Raw genomic sequence first — 22,977 nt, forward strand, 5'->3', positions numbered from 1 at the left:
CTCTGCTTTTTTGCAGGCCAACACACTAACATTACAGTAGGCTAGCATATTAAGAGTTTTTTTGCTAGACAGAATACTCACTTAAAATTTTATCTAAAAAAAACGGAGCCTTTAGGCTCCGTTTTATTCAACTAACTAGAAAATAATTATTTATCTAGTGTTGTTGTTGCTTTATGATCAAATGTTGCGCCGTAGTTAGACAATAGTCCGCCTACATCACCATTCTGAGTAACAATCACTGAGTGACCAATTACAGGTAAGCCATCTAACGCTGTAACAACTGGAGTACCAGTGTGTCCAATAAGAGCTAGCTTACGATCAGCAGCAGGCAATCCATTTGCAGCTGCAGTAAAGTCGATATCAATCCAACCCTGAGTATAAGCCGCATCAAGCGCTAGGTTATGCTGAACAAATTTACCACCTAACACATTACTACCAGAAATACTGAAGATGTTAGTCTCATGGCACAATGAAATAGTATTGTCAAATTCAGGCTGTGGAGAGAACTGACCTTCTTCTAACTGCAAGCGACGCTCTTCGTTGTCAGTGTAAACAACTTGAATTTTCTCACACGCTTGCGCAGTTTTTTTGTTCCATCCAGCTGTGAAAGGAGTCGCAACAGCATGCAGATCACCAGTAAGCAGACCATTCACATAGTGACGCTTAGTAGGGAAAGTGATAACCATATCTGTTTGCGCATTCAAAGCTGCACCAACGATATAGTCATTCTGGATGTTTTCTTTCATCAAGATAGCACTGACTGCATCATAACCATTAGCTACTGTCGCTTTACTACCGTCTTTAAATGCTACAGCAGGGAATACGTCAGAGAAGTTAGGTGAAGTACTACCTGGCTTGTAGTGACGAGCAGCAGGTAGAGTAGCATCGATTGTGTTATCAACTGCCACAGCATCGTAGCTTGACTGCCAACCAGCATCAACGTTTACCACTGCAGCTGTACCGTACAAACCACCTGTTGGCGGAGTTACACCAACTGCAGCAGAAGTAGCCCAAATGCCACCAGCATTAAACGCATTACGGACTGCATTACAGTCACCTGGAACGCCATTTACGTGTTCAATAGACTGCTTGACAGTTTTAGTACCAGTAAGCACTAAACCAGCTGGCAATTCACCCATTTCAATCAGCTCAACGTGACCAACGCGCGCACGGTCTAGACCCATGAACTTAGCATCAGTAACGTCTTTCTTACTACCAGCGCCGTATTCGAAGTTAACGAAAGGCTGACCTGCGGTAGGAATCTGACCCGCTGTACAAGAATTATCTTGTGTAACTAGTACTGGATTACCAGCTGCGTTAAGAGTAACAGCACCACTCCAAACATCATAAGGAGAGAGGTACAAGTTAAAGTCGAGAACCTCTTTAGAGTTCATGCCTTCAACAAAACGAACTTTTACTGCTTTGTATGCTGCAGTAGTGTTAGTAACTGACACTGCAGTTACGTTACCATTTTCAGCAGTATAAACTGGGTAAAGTAAAACTTCACCGTGGCCATCTTGGTTTACGTTTGCTGCGTGCGCAGATGCGCCTGCAACGATAGCGGTTGCTAATGCAATTGCTTGTGTTAGTGATTTCTTCATCACGATATATTCCTTCTGGGCTCTAAAGTTACGTGTTGTTTTAGGTGTTACTTTTAAACAGGTACTGATGTTAATCAGCTAATTTCCGTTTTGCAAGCGCTACCATCATCAAATTTTTATAATACTGCAGGCCGGAGTCAATATTTATCGCTATCAACAACAGCTCATGCACAGCATCACACTTTGTAAAAACTGTTTGCGCTACTCAATTGGAGCAAGCGCGCTCTACTTTTTAAGCAGTACTCTTATCGTTTTAAAATTGAGGCTTGACCAGCCAATCCGACCGGCCAAGCTCAACCAACACGATACAGAGCTGTTTTGCCGCTACTGCCTTAGAGCGAGGATGAGTATAGGTTTATTCATGAAGCATAGCAAGGGACAACTCGCCTGCACTGCTTAAGCCGACAGACGGAATCACTCATCCAGCGGTCCGCGGCTAATAAGTCGCTTAAATGCTCTCTGCCAAGTATAAGGTATACGGCGTATAAGAGGTGACAAAATAGGCGCTTGGCGCACCGCCAGCAAACCTCTCAACACCTTCTGCCGCCAGCTAGGCTCTGGGGTTTGCGCTAATAGCAAAGCATTGCGCAGTTCATTCTGCACATACGCTAACGTGGCCTGCTTTTGCGGCAAATGTTTCTGCACACAGCATAAGTAGCGACCCGAAGTTTTTACGACTGATGCACCTGGTATGCGCCCAGTCTCTTGCTGTCCTAAAAAATCATAATAGAACGCTGCTGGAGCACGCCAATGCCAAAAACCATAACCTTCAGGTGGTGCATCTTGTAAATGAAACTGGCGAATCTCATGCAACAGAGCAAGCCACTCTTGCGCACTGGCACTATGCATCAACAGCCAGCTCAGCGGCCGCCCTTGCAAGCGCTCTGGAAACACTCCAACATTGCTAGCCAACACAGGAAGACCTGCGCGCAAACCCACACTAAGGGTGTAGCTCCACGTTTCTGGACACTGCGCCGGCAACCATAATAGATGCGGTTCTATCTCGGCGACCAAACGTGCGACATTGGCGTCTTCATAAGCACCGAGCCGCTGCACATTGGCTGGCAGTGGCAAATGACAACTGCCAAGCAAGATAAACTCAAAAGCGTTTGTACTTACTAAGACTTGCTGTGCAACACGAGCCAGCACGTGCGCACCTTTTTCTGCTCCTAACATACCAAGACACAGCACACGCAGCGGCTCAGTATCCGCTAAAGCACGCAAACTGGGCTGCGGATACGCTCTAGCCCACTCGGCTTCAGGATGCGCTCTATATAGAACGTTGATCTGTCTCGCAAGTTGCGGCAAGCATTGCTGCAAGCGCTCAATCATTAATTCGCTCGGAACAATCACTCTTTCTGCATGCTCGGCCAATAACTGTAGAGCATCAGCAACAGCCTGCTTGCCTTTAGGCAGGGCTGACAAACCTTGTTTAAACCACGCAGGATCAAAACATCCTTTTGCGTTCACAAGACTAGGGTGCCCCGTGAATATACTATGGTCATGCAAAGTCAGATCATAAGGAATGCCCAACTCAAGCAGTTGCTTAAAAAAGCTTAAGGTATAGCCTTCAACATGATGTATATGCATACGTGAAATGCCTAAAGCTCGTAAGAACGCCCACAAAGCTTGTGCATCGCGCGGCCACTTAAAAGCCAAACGCATATACTGCTCTGCTGGTACGGCATCTTCATGCTGAGTTATATTTTGTGCAAAACTTGGGCACGCCAGCCCATCACGCACAGCGTCTAAGCAAGGTAGCGTTAAGCCCAACAGATTTTTATACAACATCGGACGCAACACAATGACATGCGCACGTCCTGCCAGTACCGTAATCAACTCTTGAACATGCCGCTCAACACCACCGCCCATGCCATGGCTTACCATCAATATCCGCGGCAAAGGAGAAGCTGTCAAAGCTTCTAAGCGTGCTTCTATGGCAGAAAACTCGTTACTTAGCATGCATCACCTTGCGCGACAGGCCAGCGACCATCAAACACACGTGGCGCATAGTCGAAATCTGTACAGGCTCGAGTATTATCGGCCAGTTGATCTTCTTTAGCCCGCGCCAATAAGGCTGACGACCAGTCAGTACGACCTTTAAAGTAGCGCATAAAATAAATACCGACATGCAAAAAAATCAAAGGTATAACAATAATACGTGGGCTTCGTTGATTATCGACAAAAACTCGTTGTGCTAACTGTTTGACACTCAACTGCTCGGCACCACCTAACTCATAAACCTGACCAATACTTGCTTGACTGTTTAACGCAAGTATCACGGCTGCAGCAACATCTGCCACATGCACTGGCTGACGTAGACCAGAAGATTGTGCTGGTATAGGCAAACAATGATAGCGCCGCGCAAAGCGTTGCATCACGGCGATAGTACCATCGCGGCCAACACCGTAAAGCATGGTCGGTCGTAATATTGTTAAGCGGTGTCCATCGCGCATCGCTAAGGCTTGAGCGTGTTGTTCGGCTCGAGCTAAACGCTCAGCTTGGTCGCGCTCACGCTCAGAAGGAGAATGCGCTTTAGCAGTAACACTGCAAGTGCTGATAGCAATGATTCGCAAAGATCGTGACTGTGAAAAAAGCGCCTGCTGCTCTAATAAAACTGGCAGCAACTCAATGGACGCCAAATGCAATAACATGTCTACCTGCTCTGGGATAGCTACAGACTCGGTCAAGTCAACATTAGCCCATACTAAAGAGGCAGTGTTATTCGTGACTCTGCACTGCTGGCGACTCCATGCGGTTACTTGATACCCATGTCGCAACAATAAAGGTAACAACACATCACCAATCTGCGAACTAGCACCAGTCACTAGGCAATTTCGATTCATAGGGCAAACCCGTTTAACGAGCAAATCGTACCCGCTTAATAAGGGCACTGAAAATCTGCGCACAAGCATGCGCCATAACTAAAGGCGCTAACAGAGGTATTAGGCTTCGCTGCCACCCACCGTGCTTATAAAAAAACCGCAGCATACTTTTATGCTTATGTATAATTACCCGTAAAGGCATATGCGCACTGCTAACACCCTGAGTATGCTCAATTGTAATAAAGGGTACAAAAAACACATCCCAACGCTGTATTGCCATGCGAGCACAATAATCTAAATCCTCGAAATGCAAGAAAAACCCTGTATCAAACCCCTCTATAGATTCATGCGCAGCACGACGAATTAACATGCAGGCACCAGAAATAGAACCCACTACTTGCACGTCTTGCGGTAGAGGTCTTAACGTATGGTTAAACTCTAGCCGATGAAAAACTTTATGCAGACGCAGGCCATGCGCTAACGTCAGCAAGGGCGTCGGTTGATCCCGACGACAGCCTCGTTGCTCGCTGCCATCAGGATTTACGACAAAACAACCTAAAACACCAGCTTGCGGATATTTCTGTGCGCACTCAAGTAAGCCATACAAACTATTTTCAGGCACATAGGTATCGGGGTTTAACAGCATAAAAAATGCTGTATTACTCAATACAACACCTTGATTAACAGCAGCAGAAAACCCTATATTCTGATCATTACAAACGACCTGAACTCGATCTTTAGGGAGCCCCTCAAGCAGCTGAAGACTGCTATCTACAGATGCATTATCAATAATAATGCAACGCGTGCGCAAACCTCTGCTCGCCAACACAGAATCGATGCAAGTGCGCAATGCGCTGCCAGCATTGTAATTCACGATAACAACGTCAAGCGCTGTAGTATTTAAGCAAGTATCCGTCACAATGATCCAAGTACACTGATAGAAAGGAATATGCTGCGCCGCTCAAATGCTGCACACCTGTTTAACCCACACATAATAAGAGGGCTACTTTAGCGTCATTTGAGCGTTGCGTTGTACATAAGTTCTAGTTTTTGACGAAAACGCACCGAGATACTTGGTTCAATCAACAGCGGTTTGTACAAAACCGCGCATTACACCAAAATATCCAGGCTGCCGCCAGCGTTAAATTGGTTTCTTCAATGTCTTTGAGGCAGTGTATCTTTTTGAGTAATACAACCTAACCACCAAAGGAAGCACGACAAAGCAGCAGCTAAAACAGCCAGCAAGCCCGGTAAAAACAAGACCGCATGTTTTTGCATTTCTATGTAACCATCACCGAATACTGATGAAAAGACAGCATAGCCACATGTCAAACCGCCCAAGCATGCCAAGAATAAAAAACCACGCAACTCACTCGCCAGACGCGAATACGGTCGAATACTCTTTATTAGTAACATCCATAACACTGGATTTATCAGCATCACGCTTACTACCAACCCTTTAAAAACAACCTCAGGCAGACGCATCAGCCAAGTGCTTGCCGCTATGCTTTGCGCAACCTTTAATTTAACAGTTGCAGTCTTACTATCGGGAACAATAACACCAAGATAGACAGGATAAAGAGGTCTAATTTCGCTTAGCCCACGCCACACTGGGGTAAAAAAAGTTGAGGGTTGGCTAGCGAATAACGATAGTAATTGGCTACGCTTAACATTAAAGACTTCAGGGCAAGGATGACCGTTAGCAAGCTCGGGGCTGTACCATGAATAACCAATCGCTACAGCACAGTGTTCCGGCAATCCTAAATGAGTAAGCGCCGCATGCTGGTCATTGGCCGCAGGTAGCACTGCCATTAAAAAGGTATTGGTCTTATTGGCTTTAAAAGCGCCAGTTTCCGGCCCCAAATGCTCCACATTAATCATGCTATAGACTATCGGTAACGCAATGCCCAAACTCAGGAAAACCAATACCTCTCGCCACGCTTGAAAGCGCACTAAGCTGATGACGGCAAAGATAACGCATAACAGACTGGCAAAAATACTCCACTGCAACTTGCTCAAACCTAACCAGCACAAAGAAAAAACCAACAACATTAAAAGCTTATAATCGCTTTTCTCTACGCTAGTAAGCCACTGTGCACCAAGAATAAAAATAAGCAGCATTGCACTGATCACAGAGAACTCTGCATACATAGTGTTTACGTAAGCAAGCACGCTCCAATCCAAGAAAACCAGCAAAAAAACCAGATAAGCAGAGACCCGCGTGTCACCCGCAAGATAAAAAGCCAGTAAAAAAAACGTAGCAAAGCATAACAATTTAACACCGGCATACTGCCAGTAAGGGACAACAGCACCTGGCTTATGTAAAAGCGCTACGATATGTGCAAAAAAGTTATCGGTTGAAAACACACAATGACTCATTTGCACATCTGCGTCATAGATTAAATTTGGCGATGGGGCAAAAGGATAACCACTGGTTTTCACAAGATCAGCATGGTTATGCCACAGCCCCATACAAGACGACTGCCGAATAAAGTCCGAGTTATTTGCATAGCCGATAACCGGGTCAAACAGAGTCATCCAGCATATAAAAAATATGCAAAGCACCAGTAAGACGATAAGAATATGTCGAAAACACGGATAATAAGCTCGCACACGGCGTCCTTGAGCAATAGCTAACTAAGAACCCAACACGATAGCGCATCGACGCCATCCTATAGTTGATAATCTTACATTCTCAAAAAGAACACACTATACTCAAAAGTCACGCTTAAATATGGCCTACAAGAGCATTTTATTGCTTAATTTATCCTTTACTGAGCTTCGCATGTCGACAATTATCATCGCTCTCACGTTACTCTGTGTCGCAGGGATTGCAGCTGGGCAAATTCTATTCAAAAAAGCTGCGATGCACTTACCCGCTCATCCACAGATGATAGATTGGCTGCTCAATGGTTGGTTAATTGTTGCTCTTATTTTATATGGCATCACTACCCTTCTCTGGATTTGGGTATTGCGTCACGCCCCTCTACATCTTGCTTATCCTTTTATGGCTCTTGCATTTATTATCGTTCCGTTACTCAGCTACTATTTTTTAGGTGAGCCCCTCAATACTAAAACGTTTATAGGCGGCGCATTGATTGTGATTGGCGTCAGTCTTAGCGTCGCTCATTAGGTAAACCGTATGAAAATAGCTGTTGCTATCCCATGCTATCGGGTACGTAAACATGTTCTTGAGGTTATTCAGCGCATTCCTGATTCTGTATATCGCATCTATGCAGTAGATGATGCGTGCCCAGACTCCAGTGGCAAGTACATTGAAGAAAACTGTACAGACTCACGCGTTACTGTTTTGTACAACAGTAGCAATCAAGGTGTTGGCGGCGCGGTGATCACTGCTTATCGACAAGCAATTCTAGATGGTATGGATATTGTCGTGAAAATAGACGGCGACGGGCAAATGAACCCACAGCTGTTACCTCATTTTCTACGCCCTATCCTCGAGGGGCGCTGTGACTATACAAAAGGCAATCGTTTTTTCCGCCTAGAGTCACTAAAAGATATGCCCAAGACACGCTTATTAGGTAACGCTGCATTATCATTTATCAGCAAAGCAAGCTGTGGCTACTGGAATATCATGGATCCAACCAATGGCTATACAGCTATTCACTGCTCGGTGCTACGCGAGCTACCGTTGGAAAAAATTGCTACTCGCTATTTTTTTGAAACCGATATGTTATTTAGACTCAACACCTTGCGCGCAGTCGTACGCGATATACCGATGGATTCGGTATACGCAGACGAAGAGTCAAATTTAAAAGTAACGAGTGCACTACCTGAGTTTCTTAAAAAAAATCTGTCGCGCATGTTTCGACGCTACGGCTATAGCTACTGGTTACGCGATTTTAATATTGCCTCAATTTATAGCGTACTAGGTGTACTGCTAGTTGGGACAGGCTCAGTATTTGGGCTAGCGCACTGGCTGCAAAGTACACAATCAGGGCAATACACCTCAAGCGGCACGGTAATGCTCGCTGCATTGCCTATCATCATTGGCGTGCAGTTTTTAATTGCCTTTCTTCAGTACGATATGAGTCGTATACCCAGCGAACCAATCGCGCCGCAATTACCAGGCAGCCATGATGAGAAAATTTAACACTATTACCCTGCCAAAATTTCGGCTGACAATAGCCATTAGCGTGATCACGCTCTCGCTCAGTATCGCTTATTTAATCTATGCAATGACATCCTCCCAGATGTTTGGCCTGCTCACGCTTGACGCCACAGCCAGCTACTTACCTTTAGCAAATAAACTAATTGCAGCACCGCTAACAGTTTGGCAAGACCCTACGGCCATTACAGTAGCACCTGGCGGTTATGCATATATGGCGTTAGTGGGGGCAGACCCCGAACGAATTTTTATTTTAAATATCATTTTAGCGGTGCTGTCATTATTTTTAATATTTGATCTATGCCGTAGACTTGGTGGACTTATTGCCGGTCTTGCCGGGGCAGTACTTTATAGCTTTTCACCGTTACTGATTGAGGTCATAGTCCCTGTTCTGAACGAGCCACCCTACCTTTTTTTCACCCTACTATGGCTCTGGGGAACAGTTTTAATTCGTGACAAACCTGAAAAAAAATGGCCGATAATCATTTCAGGCTTAGCTTTATTATGTTCAATTTTAACGCGTGCAATTTATTTTTATTGGCTTTTCCCTGCGATTATCACTTGCTTATTAATCTATTTTTTATCTAAAGAAGCTGAATTAAAGAAACTCTGCTTACGCATTCTAGTAGCACACCTTATTGCAGTTGCAGGTGCCGGAGCATACACGCTACACAACTGGCAAACGCATGGAACACCTATGATCGCGACAGGAAGCGGAACGGCTTTATATTTCGGCAGTAACCCTGTCACGCTAGGTTATGAACCACCCTATTTACGCATGAGCCATGATGAATGGATGGTAACCGATAGAAAAAACAGTCATCTCACGCCTTATAATGATCGACGGCTCGCATGGACTGCTAAGCAAATGCTTAAAGATATGCCAGCAGAAAATTTAGCAGGACTCTACATCAATAAGCTCGGAGCCATCCTCTTTTTTAGTCAGGCCAACTTAACGCCTGCGGTATTTAATGACCGAGCATTTAGGATATTCTTACTTGTACTTGCTGCTATTGGGTTTTTTTATAATAGACGAAGTTTATTAGCAATAATGCTGTTCTTTGTACTGCTGTACGTTACAGCTGTGCATGTGCCTGCAATGTACAACCAGCGCTATAGTATTGGTGCACTTGATTTACCCTTGACGCTATTAGCAGCTCTCGGAGTCGCCCATCTCGTCAGATGCTATTCAAGTAAAAAACTGATTGCCAGTACCCTACTTCTTATCTTAGGCGGTATCACCGCTGGAACACTGCATCAACGCTACAGTCCGCCGCTTATGCCGGAAATTGACAAAGGTATTTCTCATCTAGCCTTAAAAGCAACATTAGATAACCTTGATCACAAGGGCTTTGCAGGCAACCCTTTGGTTGAGTCAGCCACTTTTGAAGATACGTCTGCAAGTATTATCTGGAAGAATATTTCCAATTATAAACGTGGTGGCACCCCAGTGATATCCATAGACGTTTTAGAAATGGATAAACGTTGTAAAAAAATAGATTTAATTTATACCGATAAAAACCAAAATATTTGGCAATCATCAATGCCGCTAAAGAAATCAAAAGCACCTCTAACCCTTACTATCGGTAGTCTCTCTTTAGATAATATAGATAAACTTGAGAGCCAATTAGAAATGAAATTTAAGTGCCCCGCTAACTCAACACTTAAAATTGGCGATATAGCCTTGTATGTGTCTCAAGCAGGCTTATATTATTATGAAAAAATACCAGAAAATTTAAAATAACATGAAATCTTCTTCTGGCGCACATTATATTGGTTTAGACCATATTCGAGCAGTCGCAGCGTTTTTAGTGATCACTTGGCACTTTATTCATGCGGGCCATGGCTACCCTGTAGCTTTTGAAGGAGCGCCATTTATTTTCCCTCTGGCTATCCTCGATGAAGGACATACAGGCGTTGCGCTATTTATGGCACTTAGTGGATATTTATTTGCCAAACTATTAAACGGAAAAAGAATTCTATACACTCAGTTCATATTCAATAGAGCGCTACGGCTTTTACCATTATTATTTATAGTTATATTAATTAATTACATTATTCATAAAACAAACAATGGCGACAGCATTGCATTTATCAAAAATATACTAATAGGTATTGCTCTTCCTACTCTGCCTAATGGCGGATGGTCTATAACAATAGAATTTCATTACTACTTACTTATTCCAATATTTCTTTGGATTATAAGAAAGTCACCTATCAATCTTATTGCACTACTCGCTATTGCAATAAGCCTACGTATTATTTTTTATACCATATATGGGGAGTCACAGTCACTTTCGTACTGGACGCTTTTAGGAAGAATTGATCAATTCACTTTAGGCATGCTGGCATTTCATCTAAGGGATAAAATATATAAACAACATAGCTTATTTATTTTATTATCGGTAATTTTCTTATTATTTTATTGGTACTTTGATAGCAAAGGAGGTTTTTATCAAAGCCCTGCTTACCCCTCACCAAGTAAATTATGGATTTTCATACCCACCATAGAAGCAGTATTCTATGCGTTTTTAATTGCTTGGTATGACAACTCATTTAAACACTCAGAGGGGCGTTTATCAAAAATAGTAAGTCAATTCGGTAAGTTTTCATATTCATTTTATCTATTGCACTTTTTTATTGTATTTAAAGCATCAGAATTTATTCACGAAAACATAATGGATATTTCAAACTTTTATATCGCATGCCTATGGAGCTTAGTTTTTTATATCTGTATGTATCCCATCGGATATATTAGCTATAAATATATAGAGTCACCATTCTTAAAAACAAGAAAACCATATTTATTATAATAAATTTTCTTTTTTCAGATTATCAAATAAAAGTTTCGTGTAACGCTTTTTATCTCTATAATCTATATGTGACTCATCAGGAAGGACAAATTTCTCCATACCTGGTATATCTTCAGATAAAACACCTTTTATATCCATCTTACTTATAAAGGCATCCCAGTAAAGATGTCGTGGATAACCTTTATTAGAAAGCGTTATTTGCCGTCCATAAACAGGCGGATTATAAAAAATAACATCTCCACCTCTAGCCTTAATATCCTCAACCCATCTCTTAACGGGTCTTAAATCACTGAGCCACTGTTCTGGTGTAGGTGCAGGGTTATCGATAAGATCCTGACTAAGAATATTATAGAAATTATTTGCAAGTGCAGTACTATCGACTACTAAAAGATCAAGTTTACTATTTCTATTGGGCTGCATATTGGCGTTAGGCTTATTTGGCAAGCCCTGGTCTGAAAGTGATCTATTTATTAAACTTAGAATACCAAATTCTGGATTTGTAAAAATAAGTTTATTTTGTAAGTGGCTCAAAATAGTTTGATGAATATATTTATTTGGCGTAAACACGTCATGATAGTGATCAACATAGTACTGCTGCATAAAATGATTAGGCTCTGAGAGCCCACGGCTATCTATATCGACAATAATCACTCCATTAAAAGAAGTATCTTTGGCTAAATCTTTTAATGCCATCATGGGGTAGTGTCCGTTAATGGCTAACATAACGGGATAATACTCCTGCATATTATTCTTAATCCACTTCATATCGATGCCAAACAATGTTCGAGAGGCACCTAAAAAAACTAAGGGTTTTTTCTTACTTTGATACACTTTTGAGCGTTGCAATGCCCAAAGATCCTTAGTATCGACTACAGATGCGCTATAACCCATTGAACGAAAATAACGTTCATAACCGATCAAAACTAACACACTAAAGAAAAGGCTAAATATATAAATAAGCAACCAGTTTTTATTGAGCCAATGACTAGAATTGGAAGTATATAAATGCATTACTACCTCCAGGCGTTAACGAGATGAAGACCATTAGAAAAGAAATTAGAATTATTAGAAAAATAGGATTTAGCTTTTTAATTAACTCTTCAAATGATATGTTTTTGAAAAGAAGGTGAATAAACACTATAATAAAGAACACATATAGTGAAGTCTTATATTGTGCGCTTATCATTGAAAACCCAGACACTGCAGCATTAAGGTCAATTAACTTTAGCGTAAAAGAAGCCGCTTGAGTAACACTCTCTGCTCTAAACCAGACCCAAGCATACATAATTGCGAGCAATGTAAAAAACCAAGAAAAAACAACTATTACTAAATAAGGAACGAAGTGTAAATACTTAGTTGTTTTTTTCATAAACCGCTCAAAAATCAAATACGCACCGTGTAAACCGCCCCAAATTATAAATGTCCAAGCAGCACCGTGCCATAACCCCCCAATCAGCATGGTTAGTAATAGGTTTCTATAGGTAAATAATGTGCCTTTCCTATTACCGCCTAAAGGTATATAGAGGTAATCCCTCAGCCAAGTAGAAAGTGAAATATGCCATCGCTGCCAGAAGTCAGCAAAGCCAACGGCACTGTACGGATTACGAAAGTTTATAGGCAATCTAAACCCAAGACATAATGCAGCGCCAATCGCACATGTAGAGTAGCCTGCAAAGTCACAAAATATTTGACCTGTGAAAGCTGCAGTACCTATCCATGCATGCACAGAAGAAACATTATTTTCTGCAAATATCTGGTTAGCAACAGGGGCAAAAACACCATCTGCGAGTACCACTTTCTCAAAAAGACCCAGCAATAAAAGTGTAAGCCCGACACCCAATCCTTCAGCAGACGACCGTCTTGGCTGTTCGATTTGCTCGCGCATTTGAGTCCAGCGTACGATAGGTCCTGCGACTAATTGCGGAAAAAAGGCTACATATAACGAGTAATCTCGCCAATTCTGAGTAGGTTCGAATTTCTTCCTATAGATGTCTATACAGTACGATAAGGAGTGAAAGGTATAAAAGGAAATTCCAAGAGGCAGAATAATATTAAATTCATATTTGCCAAGCACGAAACCAAAGCCAGATAAAATATCATTAAGCGCATCAAGAAAAAAATTAATATATTTAAAATAAAACAATATACTTAAATTTATAAAAACAATTGAAATCAAATATAGTTTTCTTTTCCCTTTCTCACTTTTTGACATTTTCTTTGCTAGCCACCAGTCAATGGTTGAACTAAAAATCAACAATGGTAAAAATAGCGGATTCCAGGCAGAGTAAAAAAGATAACTTGAAAGTAATAGAATATTTTTCTTATGCTGCCATGAACTGAAATAGTTATATGCCAACAACACAATTGCAAAAAAAACAACAAAAGTTAAGGAGTCAAACTGCATATACTTTACTCGACATATTAAAGTTCACACACAAATTCATCTGAAACGCCATAAACATGAGTACTGCTATCTATTTTAGTATTGCTTAGCACGTAACCTATAAAGCCTGAATTTAGCGCTAAAGGATCAATAGCTTCAGCAACATCAGTGCGCTGGCTGCCAGTTAGAGCAAAGCCTACAACCTGATTACTACTATCAACAAAAACAATAGAGTCAGGGACTTTATGAAGGTTTTTATCGAAAGCCCACCCCAATACACGTGAATACCCCGATGAATTTACAACCTCTTCAATTTTATCTAAGTATATATCGCATTTTGTTTTTGGTTTAAGAGTAAATTCATCACCAAAATAATACATATCTTTAATATATTTTTCATTAAATATGGAGATACTCTTATCTTTAGCAGGCTTAATAATCGTAAAAAGACGATCTGTATTAAAGTAAACACGGTCAAGCATTTTGTCATCATGCACACCTAGCGCTGCAGCAACAGCGGCAACCTTATGTACATGCAAATGTACCGGGGTAGTTAATGCTCTTCCCTGTACAGGCAATAAAGCCAAGGGAAAAAACAAAAGTGCTATATATGTAAACGAATTACTCTTAACTCTCTTATAATTCATTGCTGTTAATATAACTAACAAACAACACCAGTTGAGGATTGCTGGCGTCATGTAACGGCTCGGTATGTTAGGATCGTAACCCGCTCTACCGAGTGAGGTAAGCAATGCTGTACCCCCGACAAAAACCAGAAAGGCAAGCAAGCCTGATAGCTTTAAATACTTCTCATCGTCGTTAACCCGAGAATACAAAATATACTTTAATGCCCACAAACAACCCAGTAAAAACACGCCTCCCATAGCCATAGCTAATCTTGAATAATTTACAAAAATACCGTAAAAAGGACCGCTCAAATATAATAAAAAATATCTAATAGTTTCTTTAGGATTATCAATAAAGCTTGAGAATAGAGAGGGATGCCCTGCAGGTTTTGTATAATCTATAAAATAAAAAAAGTATACGATACTCATAATTAAAGCTAATTTTGCAATATAACGCCAGCGCATACGAACTAACACTGCTAATGCAATCATTACTGGTAAAGCTAGCAAACCATTTGCCATAGTAACCGCTGATAGCATACCAAGCATGCAAGCCAATAAAAAAACTGGTAGCGAATTTTCTATTTTCGATTTTACTAGTGTAAGCATTGCCCAAAGCGGTAAAAGATAAGCCATATGAAATTGGCTTTGAAATGCCCAAGTATAGTTTTCACTCTGTAACCACGAAAAACATAAAACAATCAAAACGCCGGATACAGCATAATAAAGAAGCTTATCAGTATAATCTTTAACTAATCCACTTAGAACACTAATAAAAGTAACACATGTAAGCACACTAAATATCACGTTAAACGTAAACAAAAGAACCATTGAGCCTTTAAAATACTCAAGATCGAGCCAAAAAAAAGCTTTTGCTAAGACTATTCTATGCTCATTATGTAGCTCCCACCATGGCGTCCAGCCTTCATTAGCAGCTCGAAAATAAAACTCTAAATAACCATTCCACATATCCCAAAAAGGTACAGCAGAGTAATTATTATATGTACCAAAGGCAGTAGTAACAAAGTAGAAAAAAGAAAATAGAAAAATAATTACAACAAAAATCTTATTAAATATTAAATAATTTACATGTTTTTCATATAACATATTATTGCCTGTTGTCTATAAATCAAACTTATCTAAATCGTATTTTTTAATAAAAGACTAGATAGAAAAAGCTCTTGTAGGTTTTACATCACTAATTTTCAGGTGTTTTGGTTATTTTGGGTGATAACCGTAAACTACGCAAACTGCGTTTAACACTTTTCAGATGATTTACTAATGAAGGCCCGCGCGCCATAGCCACCCCCATCGCTAACACGTCAATCACCACTAAGTGAGCAATCCGCGAGGTCAACGGGGTATAAATCTCGGTGTCTTCTTGCACATCAATCGCCAAGTGAATACTGGCTAAATCGGCTAAAGGCGTATGACTGGGGCATAGAGTGATTAAAATTGCTCCTGTTTCCCGTACTAAATTTGCAGTGGTCAATAAATCTTTCGAGCGACCTGATTGCGAAATACAAATAGCCACATCAGTAGACTGTAAAGTCACTGCTGACATCGCTTGCATATGTGGGTCACTGTAGGCTGCAGCCGTTAGTAATAAGCGGAAAAACTTATGCTGCGCATCAGCAGCGACTGCACCTGAGGCACCAAAACCATAGAACTCCACGCGTTGGGCTTTGGCCATCACTGCAATAGCTTGCTCTAAGGCTTGCACATTAAGATGCTCACGCACTTCTATCAAAGTATGCAAGGTTGTATCAAAAATCTTTAATGCATAATCAGTAACTGCGTCATCCTCGCTGATCGCAAATTGTCCAAAACTCGCACCCGCCGCTAAGCTTTGCGCAAGCTTGAGTTTTAAGTCTTGGAAACCTTGGCAACCCACGGCCCTACAAAAACGCACAATCGTTGGTTCACTGACACCTACCACAGCTGCCAAGTCAGACATTGAGCTGTGCATTACCCCTGCCGGATCAGCTAAAACGTGCTGCGCTACTTTAACTTCTGATTTGCGCAGTGATTCGAGGGATTGAGCGATATGCTGTAACAGATTCAAAATGTTAGACTCATTTAGCGTGTGCCACAGTTATGTAGCGATTTTGTAGTTATACTACAACAGCTATTTATTCGCACGTTTTTCCCATAGGAGAGCAATCTTGAGCATGCCTTGTGACATGTTAGTATTTGGTGGCACGGGTGATTTGGCCCTGCATAAACTATTGCCGGCGCTGTATCACCTGCATCGCGAAAATCGCTTACCACAGGATATGCGCATCATTGGTATCTCTAGAAAATCACTCCCTCGCGAACATTACATTGACCTAGCCGGGCGTCACTGCCGCGCGCAAATTGAACGTAAAGATTTTTCTGAAACAAGCTGGCTAAGCTTTAGTGAACGTCTTGAATATTTCGCGATGAATGCCGAGCAAACAGCTGACTTTGGTCGTTTAGCGAGCTTTTTAGGTGTGAATGGTCAACGTGGCTGCATCTATTATTTAGCCACAGCACCACAACTGTTTGAAAGTATTGCCTCAAACTTGGCTTTGACCGGTTTAACCGGTGCCAATACGCGAATTGTTATCGAAAAACCGATTGGTCACTCCTTACAATCGGCATTGGCGATCAATGCCAAGATTGGTGAAGCGTTTAGTGAAGAACAAGTTTTTCGTATTGATCACTACCTGGGTAAAGAAACTGTACAAAATCTAATGGCTTTACGTTTTGCCAATGCTCTATTTGAACCCGTTTGGCGCGCAGCGCATATTGATCATGTACAAATAAGCGTGAACGAGACGATCGGTGTAGAGAACCGTGGGGAGTACTATGATCACGCCGGTGCTATGCGTGACATGCTGCAAAACCATCTACTGCAATTGCTTTGTCTCGTTGCGATGGAAGCTCCAGTGCGCTTTGATGCAGACTCGGTGCGCAATGAAAAAGTCAAAATTCTACAAGCGCTAAGACCCATAAGCGGTATGGATGTGCAAGATAAAACGGTGCGTGGGCAATATAGTGCAGGTCATGTCGGCGGGCATAATGCCTCAGCCTACTATTTTGAAAAAGGTGTAGATAACGACAGTGACACTGAAACTTTTGTCGCCTTGGAAGCAGAAATCGATAACTGGCGCTGGGCGGGTGTACCTTTTTACTTACGCACAGGAAAGCGCTTAGCGAAAAAAACATCCGAGATTGTCATTCAATTTAAACCCGTTCCGCACAGTTTATTCAACGACAGCCAAGCCAATCACTTGTTAATTCGCCTGCAACCAGAAGAGCGCATTAGCATTGAGTTAATGGCTAAAACGCCCGGCAAAGGTATGCACCTGGAACCCGTTGAATTAGAAATTAATCTAGCTAAAGCTTTTCAAGACAATCGGCGTTGGAAGGCTTACGAGCGCTTACTGCTGGATGTGATTGAAAACGATTCAACGCTATTTATGCGCCGTGATGAAGTGGAAGCAGCTTGGCAGTGGGTCGATCCAATTCTAAAAGGCTGGCAGCAGCATTACCAGCGTCCCAGGCCCTACCCAGCAGGTTCCAATGGGCCTGAGCAGGCGCACAGCTTGTTAGAAAAGAATGGCTGTGCATGGCACTGAATTATTCTATTTTATTACTGCAAGGCTAATACGATTAGCGCTGTACTTAGTGTTTAAAATAGAAAAGCAACTGTTGATAAACAACATAGCGGTGCATCCTAGAGTGAGACGAGACCTCATCATTCATCATAAATATTAAAAAACGGTGTAAGTGTAAGATTAAAGCGTCATGAATGAACTAAATGACAGTTAGTAATCAAAGAAGTTAATGCAGCATAGATAAGAAGGCTTGGTTTCAAGGCTATTATCCAACAGAATATGTTATGCTTTTGCATCGTTTAACGTAATATAACTTACTCGCACTGCGTAGAGTTTACGCTGCAAGCACTGTCGTTAAGCACAGTCTTTTTTGCTATTTGTATGACTACTTATACTTGGCAAGTACACGACGTTTCACACCTCACAATCTCAATGTAGAGTTTCAATTTTATGAAAAGCTGCTCGAGTTATGGATAAGCAGATATGTACTCGGTTATAAAGTTACTGCGCCCTCATCAGTATATAAAAAACGGATTTGTACTGCTGGGTCCGCTATTCGCTCACCAGTGGTCAACTCAAACATTAACTGAAGCTGCTCTGGCATTTTTTTCTTTCTGCTGCATGGCCAGTGCTGTTTATATATTAAATGACATCATGGATATTGATGCTGATAGAGAGCACCCCATTAAGCGCAATAGACCGTTGCCGAGTGGCGAGGTCTCACTATCGCTGGCAAAGCTCTTACTACTAGGGATGGTTACCGGGTCAATTTTACTCTCGCTAGCCGTTAGCCTTTGGGTAACGTTGTTTGTGTCGATCTACTTTGTGATGAATATTCTCTATTCATGGCGTCTCAAACATGTCGTGATTCTCGATGTGTTTATTATTTCAGCAGGATTTATGCTGCGTATATTGTCCGGCACAGTGGGTCTGGGCATTGCCCCGTCAGCTTGGTTACTTCTTTGTGGGTTGATGGTGACACTGTTTCTTGGTTTCTCAAAGCGCCGCGCAGAGTTGTTGATGCTAGAAAATTCTGATGGCAGCTCTAATCTAACCCGCAAGGTTCTTGATGATTACAGCCCTGCGGTATTGGAGCAGTTTATTTCTGTGACTGCTGCCTGCACTGTTCTCAGTTTTGGGCTTTATACAATGTCACCACAAACGATAGCTTTGCATGGCACTGAAGACCTGATTTACACCCTACCCTTTGTGATTTACGGTATTTTTAGATACTTATTTTTACTGCATAACAAAGCCAAGGGTAATGACACAGCAAAAGACCTGTTAACAGATTGGCACCTATTAGGAACGGTGCTTGCTTGGGTTGTCACAACACTGTGGGTGTTAGCGTGAATACTACTATTGCGCAACTAGATGGCTGGCGATTAAAAGCACTGATCTTATCTATTATCGCCGCCGCTGGTGGCTATTTAGCATTTTCTCTATGGGCTGGCTGGCAGGACGTTATCGATGCCTTTGTACATATTGGCCTGCTAGGTACGCTAATCACCTTATTGCTTTCTTTAGTGAATTACGGCTTACGATTTATTCGCTGGCAGATCTATCTTGGCAAGCTAGGGCATCGGGTTGCTTGGTTGCCTAGTTTACGCATTTATTTGAGCGGCTTTGCTCTCACAACTACACCAGGCAAAGCAGGAGAAGCCTTTAGAGGCGTACTACTCAAACAACGTAATGTACCATTTCCTGCTACTTTTGCAGCTTTAATCAGTGAGCGCTTGTCTGATCTTGTCGCTATTGTGTTGCTCACTTTAGTTGGCTTGAGTGAATATCCCCAAGCCAGAGGCATGGTACTTGTGGGGGTTATTGGTATAGCAGTGATACTTATATGTATCTCAAGTCGTACGGTACTGAGTTACGCTCATCAGTGGACTAGCGTTCGCACAGGGAAGCTATTCAAACTCTTAAATCAGCTTACTCATCTACTCAGAGAAGCTCGTCGCTGCCATACACCTAGCCTGTTATTACTAGCAACCCTAATCAGTGTCGTGTCGTGGGGAGCTGAAGCAGTCGCTTTTTACTTAGTATTAGAGTGGCTTGGCGCTGATATTAGTTTCTCATTTGCTATATTTGTTTACGCAATTTCAATGCTTGCAGGCGCGCTAAGCTTCTTACCCGGTGGGTTGGGGGGAGCTGAAGCAATAATGATTTCCTTACTGGTATTAAAAGGTATGACGATGCCAGCTGCGATTGCTGCCACTGTATTTATACGACTGGCGACCCTTTGGTTTGCTGTGCTAATTGGATTACTAGCACTTTATAAAAGCCGCAAAGGAGAAATCGTATGAGTACACTCCAATCTTGGAATCGTTTACCTAATATTGCATCAGATAAGATTCTCACCTTAACCGAACATGCAATTCCTAGCCAACACAGTGCTCCTCATCCTTTATTAGCACATGGCAATGGACGCAGTTATGGCGATGTTTGTTTGAATGATAAAGGCACATTATTACGTACTACTGCGCTTGACCGCTTTATTTCATTTGATCAAAGAAATGGTATTTTACGCTGTGAAAGTGGTGTGTCACTGCAAAGTATTCTGCAATTAGTTGTACCCCATGGATGGTTTTTATCGAGCACCCCTGGCACTCAATACGCAACCATAGGCGGAGCACTTGCCAATGATGTACATGGTAAAAACCACCATGCGCAAGGTAGCTTTGGTCATCATGTAAGAGCCTTTGAGCTTATTCGTTCGTCAGGTGAAGTGTTGCTGTGCAGTCCCGGTCGTAATACAGAGATGTTTAGAGCGACAGTTGGCGGACTTGGTTTAACAGGACTGCTGAGCTGGATTGAGATTCAGTTAATACCTGTAAATAATCCATGGATGTGGGTGGAGTCACATCGCTTCAATAATCTCGATCATTTCTGGCAACTCAACAAAGAGGCTGAACAGCAATGGCCTTACACTGTAGCTTGGATTGATTGCCTTGCAAGCGGCAACGCCAGAGGTAGAGGGATTCTCTTTACTGGCAAGCATGCAGCGAATCAGACCCAGCTTCCGAGCTATAAAGAGCGCAGTAAACGAGTTCCTTTTGATCCTCCGATATCTCTGGTGAACCGTTTAAGTCTGCGCAGTTTTAATGCTCTGTATTACCGCCAACCGGTAAAGCCACAGGGCAATCTGTGCCATTATGCACCTTACTTTTATCCTTTGGATGCCATCCAAGACTGGAATCGTATCTATGGACATAAAGGGTTCTATCAGTATCAATGCGTGCTACCTCCTGAGGTCGCTCGTGAAGCAACGGTTCAATTACTGGATGCTATTGCTCAAAGCGGTCAAGGCTCCTTCCTTGCCGTTCTGAAAACATTTGGCTCTCAAGCCCCGGTGGGGATGCTGTCTTTTGCCAGGCCAGGAACAACGCTTGCATTGGACTTTCCTAATTTAGGTGACAAAACTCTAAAATTATTTAATCGTTTGGATGCCATTGTCAGTGAGGCCGGCGGCGCACTGTATCCAGCTAAGGATGCACGTATGCCTGCTTCATTGTTCCAGTCAGGCTTTCCAGAGTGGCAACGTTTTTCAGATTTTATTGATCCTGCTTTTTCATCACATTTTTGGCAGCGTGTAACTTTATGAATAGTTTAAATCGTGTCGTAATTTTCGGTGCAACCTCGGCTATTGCTGAGCATACTGCGCGACAACTGGTACAAAATGGCGCCTCTGTGTATTGCATTGGCCGCAATACTGACAAACTCAATAGAATTATTGCTGATCTAAAAGTAAGAGCTGGAAGTGATCAGACGATTGACGGTGTGAGTGCTGATCTGTCAGATATAAACCAGCATCTCAGGCTCATAGAACAAGCCAGCGAAGCACTGGGTGGTCTTGATGCGGCACTCATTGCTCACGGTACGTTACCTGATCAAAAAGCCTGTGAGGCTGATGTCGAACTGACACTGCAAGAGATTCAAACCAATGCATTGAGCGTAGTAAGCTTGCTGTCTTTACTAGCCAATCAATTTGAAGCACAAGGCAAAGGTGTCATTGCTGCGATTAGCTCTGTGGCTGGAGATCGTGGACGGCAGAGTAATTATGTCTATGGTTCTGCCAAAGGCATGGTCAGCTTATTTATGCAGGGTTTACGTAATCGTTTAGCCAAAAAAGGCGTCTCTGTAGTCACTATTAAACCTGGTTTTGTTGATTCACCAATGACCGCAGATTTTGATAAGTCCGGGCCACTATGGGCTCAACCAGACGTCATTGCTAAAGGGATCGTGAATGCCATGCAAAAGGGTAAAGGCGAGGTCTATTTGCCGTGGTTTTGGTGGGGTATTATGCAGATTATCAAGCATATACCTGAAGCTATTTTTAAACGATTGTCGCTATGAATAAAGATATAACATCAGACACACATGTTAATGATACGCCGATAGCATTCTTTGACTTCGATGGGACGTTAACGACGAGCGATACCTTGATGCCATTTCTCAAGTTTATTTCAGGGAAACCTAAATATTATCTAAACTTACTGCTCGTTAGTCCTGTACTCGCTGGATACTTCCTTAAGCTCGTACGTAATGATATCGCTAAAGAAACAGTGCTTAAGCGCTATCTTGCCGGATACCATATCGATGAATTATTTATTTTAGGTAAACGTTTCTCTGAAGTGGTGATTCCATCACTCTTGCGTCCAGAAGGTATTGAACGGCTTAGATGGCATCAGGAGCAAGGACATGACTGCGTACTAGTCAGCGCTTCATTTGATATTTGGTTGAAATTTTTCGGAGAAAGTTTAAATCTGTCTCAGATTATTTCTTCTGAACTGAATACAAAATCAAAAATAGTCGATGGCAGTATTCAAGGAGTGAATTGCTACGGGAAAGAAAAAGCAGACAGAATAAAAGAATGGATTACTCTGGAAAATAGAAAACCCTCTATTACCTATGCTTATGGTGACTCAAGAGGCGATAGTGAAATGCTAAGCATGGTAAATAAAGGTTTTTTTATAAAGTCTGGAAAAGATTTTATTAGCATATAGCTCGTTTCAG

At 42.1% G+C, this 22,977-nt stretch carries 19 protein-coding genes; 10 read left to right on the forward strand and 9 right to left on the reverse strand.

What is annotated here, in order from left to right; translation table 11 throughout:
- Positions 1-146: 146 nt before the first annotated feature.
- The 5 genes from JYJ62_RS08625 to JYJ62_RS08645 form a co-directional block, all read right to left on the reverse strand.
- Complete coding sequence (locus JYJ62_RS08625; RefSeq protein ID WP_205341805.1) at positions 147-1,604, reverse strand: hypothetical protein; 1,458 nt, start codon at positions 1,602-1,604, stop codon at positions 147-149.
- 411 nt (positions 1,605-2,015) lie between these two features.
- Positions 2,016-3,563 carry a glycosyltransferase gene (locus JYJ62_RS08630; protein WP_205341806.1) on the reverse strand — a complete coding sequence of 516 codons (1,548 nt, stop codon included), beginning with the start codon at positions 3,561-3,563 and terminating at the stop codon, positions 2,016-2,018.
- The gene (locus JYJ62_RS08635; RefSeq protein WP_205341807.1) at positions 3,557-4,447 is read right to left on the reverse strand and encodes an NAD-dependent epimerase/dehydratase family protein; all 891 of its coding nucleotides are present in this window, start codon (positions 4,445-4,447) and stop codon (positions 3,557-3,559) included. Before JYJ62_RS08635 ends, JYJ62_RS08630 begins: the two co-directional genes overlap by 7 nt.
- A gap of 13 nt (positions 4,448-4,460) precedes the next feature.
- Positions 4,461-5,345: a glycosyltransferase family 2 protein gene (locus JYJ62_RS08640; protein ID WP_332461635.1), complete on the reverse strand. Its 885-nt coding sequence runs from the start codon at positions 5,343-5,345 to the stop codon at positions 4,461-4,463.
- Positions 5,346-5,581: 236 nt separating this feature from the next.
- Entirely contained in the window at positions 5,582-6,307 is a 726-nt protein-coding gene (locus JYJ62_RS08645; RefSeq protein WP_205341809.1) for a hypothetical protein, read from the reverse strand.
- A gap of 904 nt (positions 6,308-7,211) precedes the next feature.
- Between JYJ62_RS08645 and JYJ62_RS08650 the strand changes: the two genes are divergently transcribed.
- Genes JYJ62_RS08650 through JYJ62_RS08665 form a run of 4 tightly spaced genes read left to right on the forward strand, consistent with a single transcriptional unit; the run spans position 7,212 to position 11,368 of the window.
- Positions 7,212-7,559, forward strand: a complete 348-nt coding sequence (locus JYJ62_RS08650; RefSeq protein ID WP_205341810.1) for an EamA family transporter — start codon at positions 7,212-7,214, stop codon at positions 7,557-7,559.
- A 9-nt stretch (positions 7,560-7,568) separates the two neighbouring features.
- Positions 7,569-8,540 (forward strand): glycosyltransferase family 2 protein, encoded by a 972-nt coding sequence (locus tag JYJ62_RS08655; RefSeq protein WP_205341811.1) that lies wholly within the window; start codon positions 7,569-7,571, stop codon positions 8,538-8,540.
- The gene (locus JYJ62_RS08660; RefSeq protein ID WP_205341812.1) at positions 8,524-10,299 is read left to right on the forward strand and encodes an ArnT family glycosyltransferase; all 1,776 of its coding nucleotides are present in this window, start codon (positions 8,524-8,526) and stop codon (positions 10,297-10,299) included. Before JYJ62_RS08655 ends, JYJ62_RS08660 begins: the two co-directional genes overlap by 17 nt.
- A 1-nt stretch (position 10,300) precedes the next feature.
- The gene (locus JYJ62_RS08665; protein ID WP_205341813.1) at positions 10,301-11,368 is read left to right on the forward strand and encodes an acyltransferase family protein; all 1,068 of its coding nucleotides are present in this window, start codon (positions 10,301-10,303) and stop codon (positions 11,366-11,368) included.
- Here JYJ62_RS08665 and JYJ62_RS08670 read toward each other — a convergent pair.
- The 4 genes from JYJ62_RS08670 to hexR all read right to left on the reverse strand — a co-directional run bounded on the left by JYJ62_RS08670 (position 11,363) and on the right by hexR (position 16,442).
- The gene (locus JYJ62_RS08670) at positions 11,363-12,379 is read right to left on the reverse strand and encodes a hypothetical protein (protein WP_205341814.1); all 1,017 of its coding nucleotides are present in this window, start codon (positions 12,377-12,379) and stop codon (positions 11,363-11,365) included. The two genes, JYJ62_RS08665 and JYJ62_RS08670, sit on opposite strands and share 6 nt — an antisense overlap.
- Complete coding sequence (locus tag JYJ62_RS08675; protein WP_205341815.1) at positions 12,354-13,772, reverse strand: MBOAT family O-acyltransferase; 1,419 nt, start codon at positions 13,770-13,772, stop codon at positions 12,354-12,356. The genes JYJ62_RS08670 and JYJ62_RS08675 overlap by 26 nt, the downstream gene beginning before the upstream one ends.
- A gap of 17 nt (positions 13,773-13,789) precedes the next feature.
- On the reverse strand, positions 13,790-15,484 hold the full coding sequence (locus JYJ62_RS08680) for a hypothetical protein (protein ID WP_205341816.1): 1,695 nt from the start codon (positions 15,482-15,484) through the stop codon (positions 13,790-13,792).
- A gap of 91 nt (positions 15,485-15,575) precedes the next feature.
- Entirely contained in the window at positions 15,576-16,442 is an 867-nt protein-coding gene (hexR, locus tag JYJ62_RS08685) for a transcriptional regulator HexR (RefSeq protein WP_205341817.1), read from the reverse strand.
- A gap of 106 nt (positions 16,443-16,548) precedes the next feature.
- Between hexR and zwf the strand changes: the two genes are divergently transcribed.
- From zwf to JYJ62_RS08715, 6 genes are all read left to right on the forward strand, one after another.
- A complete protein-coding gene (gene zwf / locus JYJ62_RS08690) occupies positions 16,549-17,982 on the forward strand; it encodes a glucose-6-phosphate dehydrogenase (protein WP_205342081.1) in 1,434 nt (477 codons plus the stop codon).
- 462 nt (positions 17,983-18,444) lie between these two features.
- On the forward strand, positions 18,445-19,314 hold the full coding sequence (locus tag JYJ62_RS08695) for a decaprenyl-phosphate phosphoribosyltransferase (RefSeq protein ID WP_205341818.1): 870 nt from the start codon (positions 18,445-18,447) through the stop codon (positions 19,312-19,314).
- Positions 19,311-20,267 carry a lysylphosphatidylglycerol synthase transmembrane domain-containing protein gene (locus tag JYJ62_RS08700; protein ID WP_232365750.1) on the forward strand — a complete coding sequence of 319 codons (957 nt, stop codon included), beginning with the start codon at positions 19,311-19,313 and terminating at the stop codon, positions 20,265-20,267. Before JYJ62_RS08695 ends, JYJ62_RS08700 begins: the two co-directional genes overlap by 4 nt.
- Positions 20,264-21,565: an FAD-binding oxidoreductase gene (locus tag JYJ62_RS08705; protein ID WP_205341819.1), complete on the forward strand. Its 1,302-nt coding sequence runs from the start codon at positions 20,264-20,266 to the stop codon at positions 21,563-21,565. The genes JYJ62_RS08700 and JYJ62_RS08705 overlap by 4 nt, the downstream gene beginning before the upstream one ends.
- Entirely contained in the window at positions 21,562-22,317 is a 756-nt protein-coding gene (locus JYJ62_RS08710; RefSeq protein WP_205341820.1) for an SDR family oxidoreductase, read from the forward strand. The genes JYJ62_RS08705 and JYJ62_RS08710 overlap by 4 nt, the downstream gene beginning before the upstream one ends.
- The gene (locus tag JYJ62_RS08715) at positions 22,314-22,967 is read left to right on the forward strand and encodes an HAD family hydrolase (protein WP_205341821.1); all 654 of its coding nucleotides are present in this window, start codon (positions 22,314-22,316) and stop codon (positions 22,965-22,967) included. The genes JYJ62_RS08710 and JYJ62_RS08715 overlap by 4 nt, the downstream gene beginning before the upstream one ends.
- The last annotated feature ends 10 nt before the right edge of the window (positions 22,968-22,977 follow it).

The organism is Denitrificimonas caeni (assembly GCF_905120345.1).
GTDB classification, from domain to species: Bacteria; Pseudomonadota; Gammaproteobacteria; order Pseudomonadales; family Pseudomonadaceae; genus Denitrificimonas; species Denitrificimonas caeni_A.

Bases quoted from the DNA above. Each gene is read 5' to 3' on its own strand.
- JYJ62_RS08630 (WP_205341806.1), bottom strand. From the start codon at position 3,563: ATGCTAAGTAACGAGTTTTCTGCCATAGAAGCACGCTTAGAAGCTTTG.
- JYJ62_RS08635 (WP_205341807.1), bottom strand. From the start codon at position 4,447: ATGAATCGAAATTGCCTAGTGACTGGTGCTAGTTCGCAGATTGGTGAT.
- JYJ62_RS08645 (WP_205341809.1), bottom strand. From the start codon at position 6,307: ATGATTAATGTGGAGCATTTGGGGCCGGAAACTGGCGCTTTTAAAGCC.
- JYJ62_RS08650 (WP_205341810.1), top strand. From the start codon at position 7,212: ATGTCGACAATTATCATCGCTCTCACGTTACTCTGTGTCGCAGGGATT.
- JYJ62_RS08655 (WP_205341811.1), top strand. From the start codon at position 7,569: ATGAAAATAGCTGTTGCTATCCCATGCTATCGGGTACGTAAACATGTT.
- JYJ62_RS08660 (WP_205341812.1), top strand. From the start codon at position 8,524: ATGATGAGAAAATTTAACACTATTACCCTGCCAAAATTTCGGCTGACA.
- JYJ62_RS08665 (WP_205341813.1), top strand. From the start codon at position 10,301: ATGAAATCTTCTTCTGGCGCACATTATATTGGTTTAGACCATATTCGA.
- JYJ62_RS08670 (WP_205341814.1), bottom strand. From the start codon at position 12,379: ATGCATTTATATACTTCCAATTCTAGTCATTGGCTCAATAAAAACTGG.
- JYJ62_RS08675 (WP_205341815.1), bottom strand. From the start codon at position 13,772: ATGCAGTTTGACTCCTTAACTTTTGTTGTTTTTTTTGCAATTGTGTTG.
- JYJ62_RS08680 (WP_205341816.1), bottom strand. From the start codon at position 15,484: ATGTTATATGAAAAACATGTAAATTATTTAATATTTAATAAGATTTTT.
- zwf (WP_205342081.1), top strand. From the start codon at position 16,549: ATGCCTTGTGACATGTTAGTATTTGGTGGCACGGGTGATTTGGCCCTG.
- JYJ62_RS08695 (WP_205341818.1), top strand. From the start codon at position 18,445: ATGTACTCGGTTATAAAGTTACTGCGCCCTCATCAGTATATAAAAAAC.
- JYJ62_RS08705 (WP_205341819.1), top strand. From the start codon at position 20,264: ATGAGTACACTCCAATCTTGGAATCGTTTACCTAATATTGCATCAGAT.
- JYJ62_RS08710 (WP_205341820.1), top strand. From the start codon at position 21,562: ATGAATAGTTTAAATCGTGTCGTAATTTTCGGTGCAACCTCGGCTATT.
- JYJ62_RS08715 (WP_205341821.1), top strand. From the start codon at position 22,314: ATGAATAAAGATATAACATCAGACACACATGTTAATGATACGCCGATA.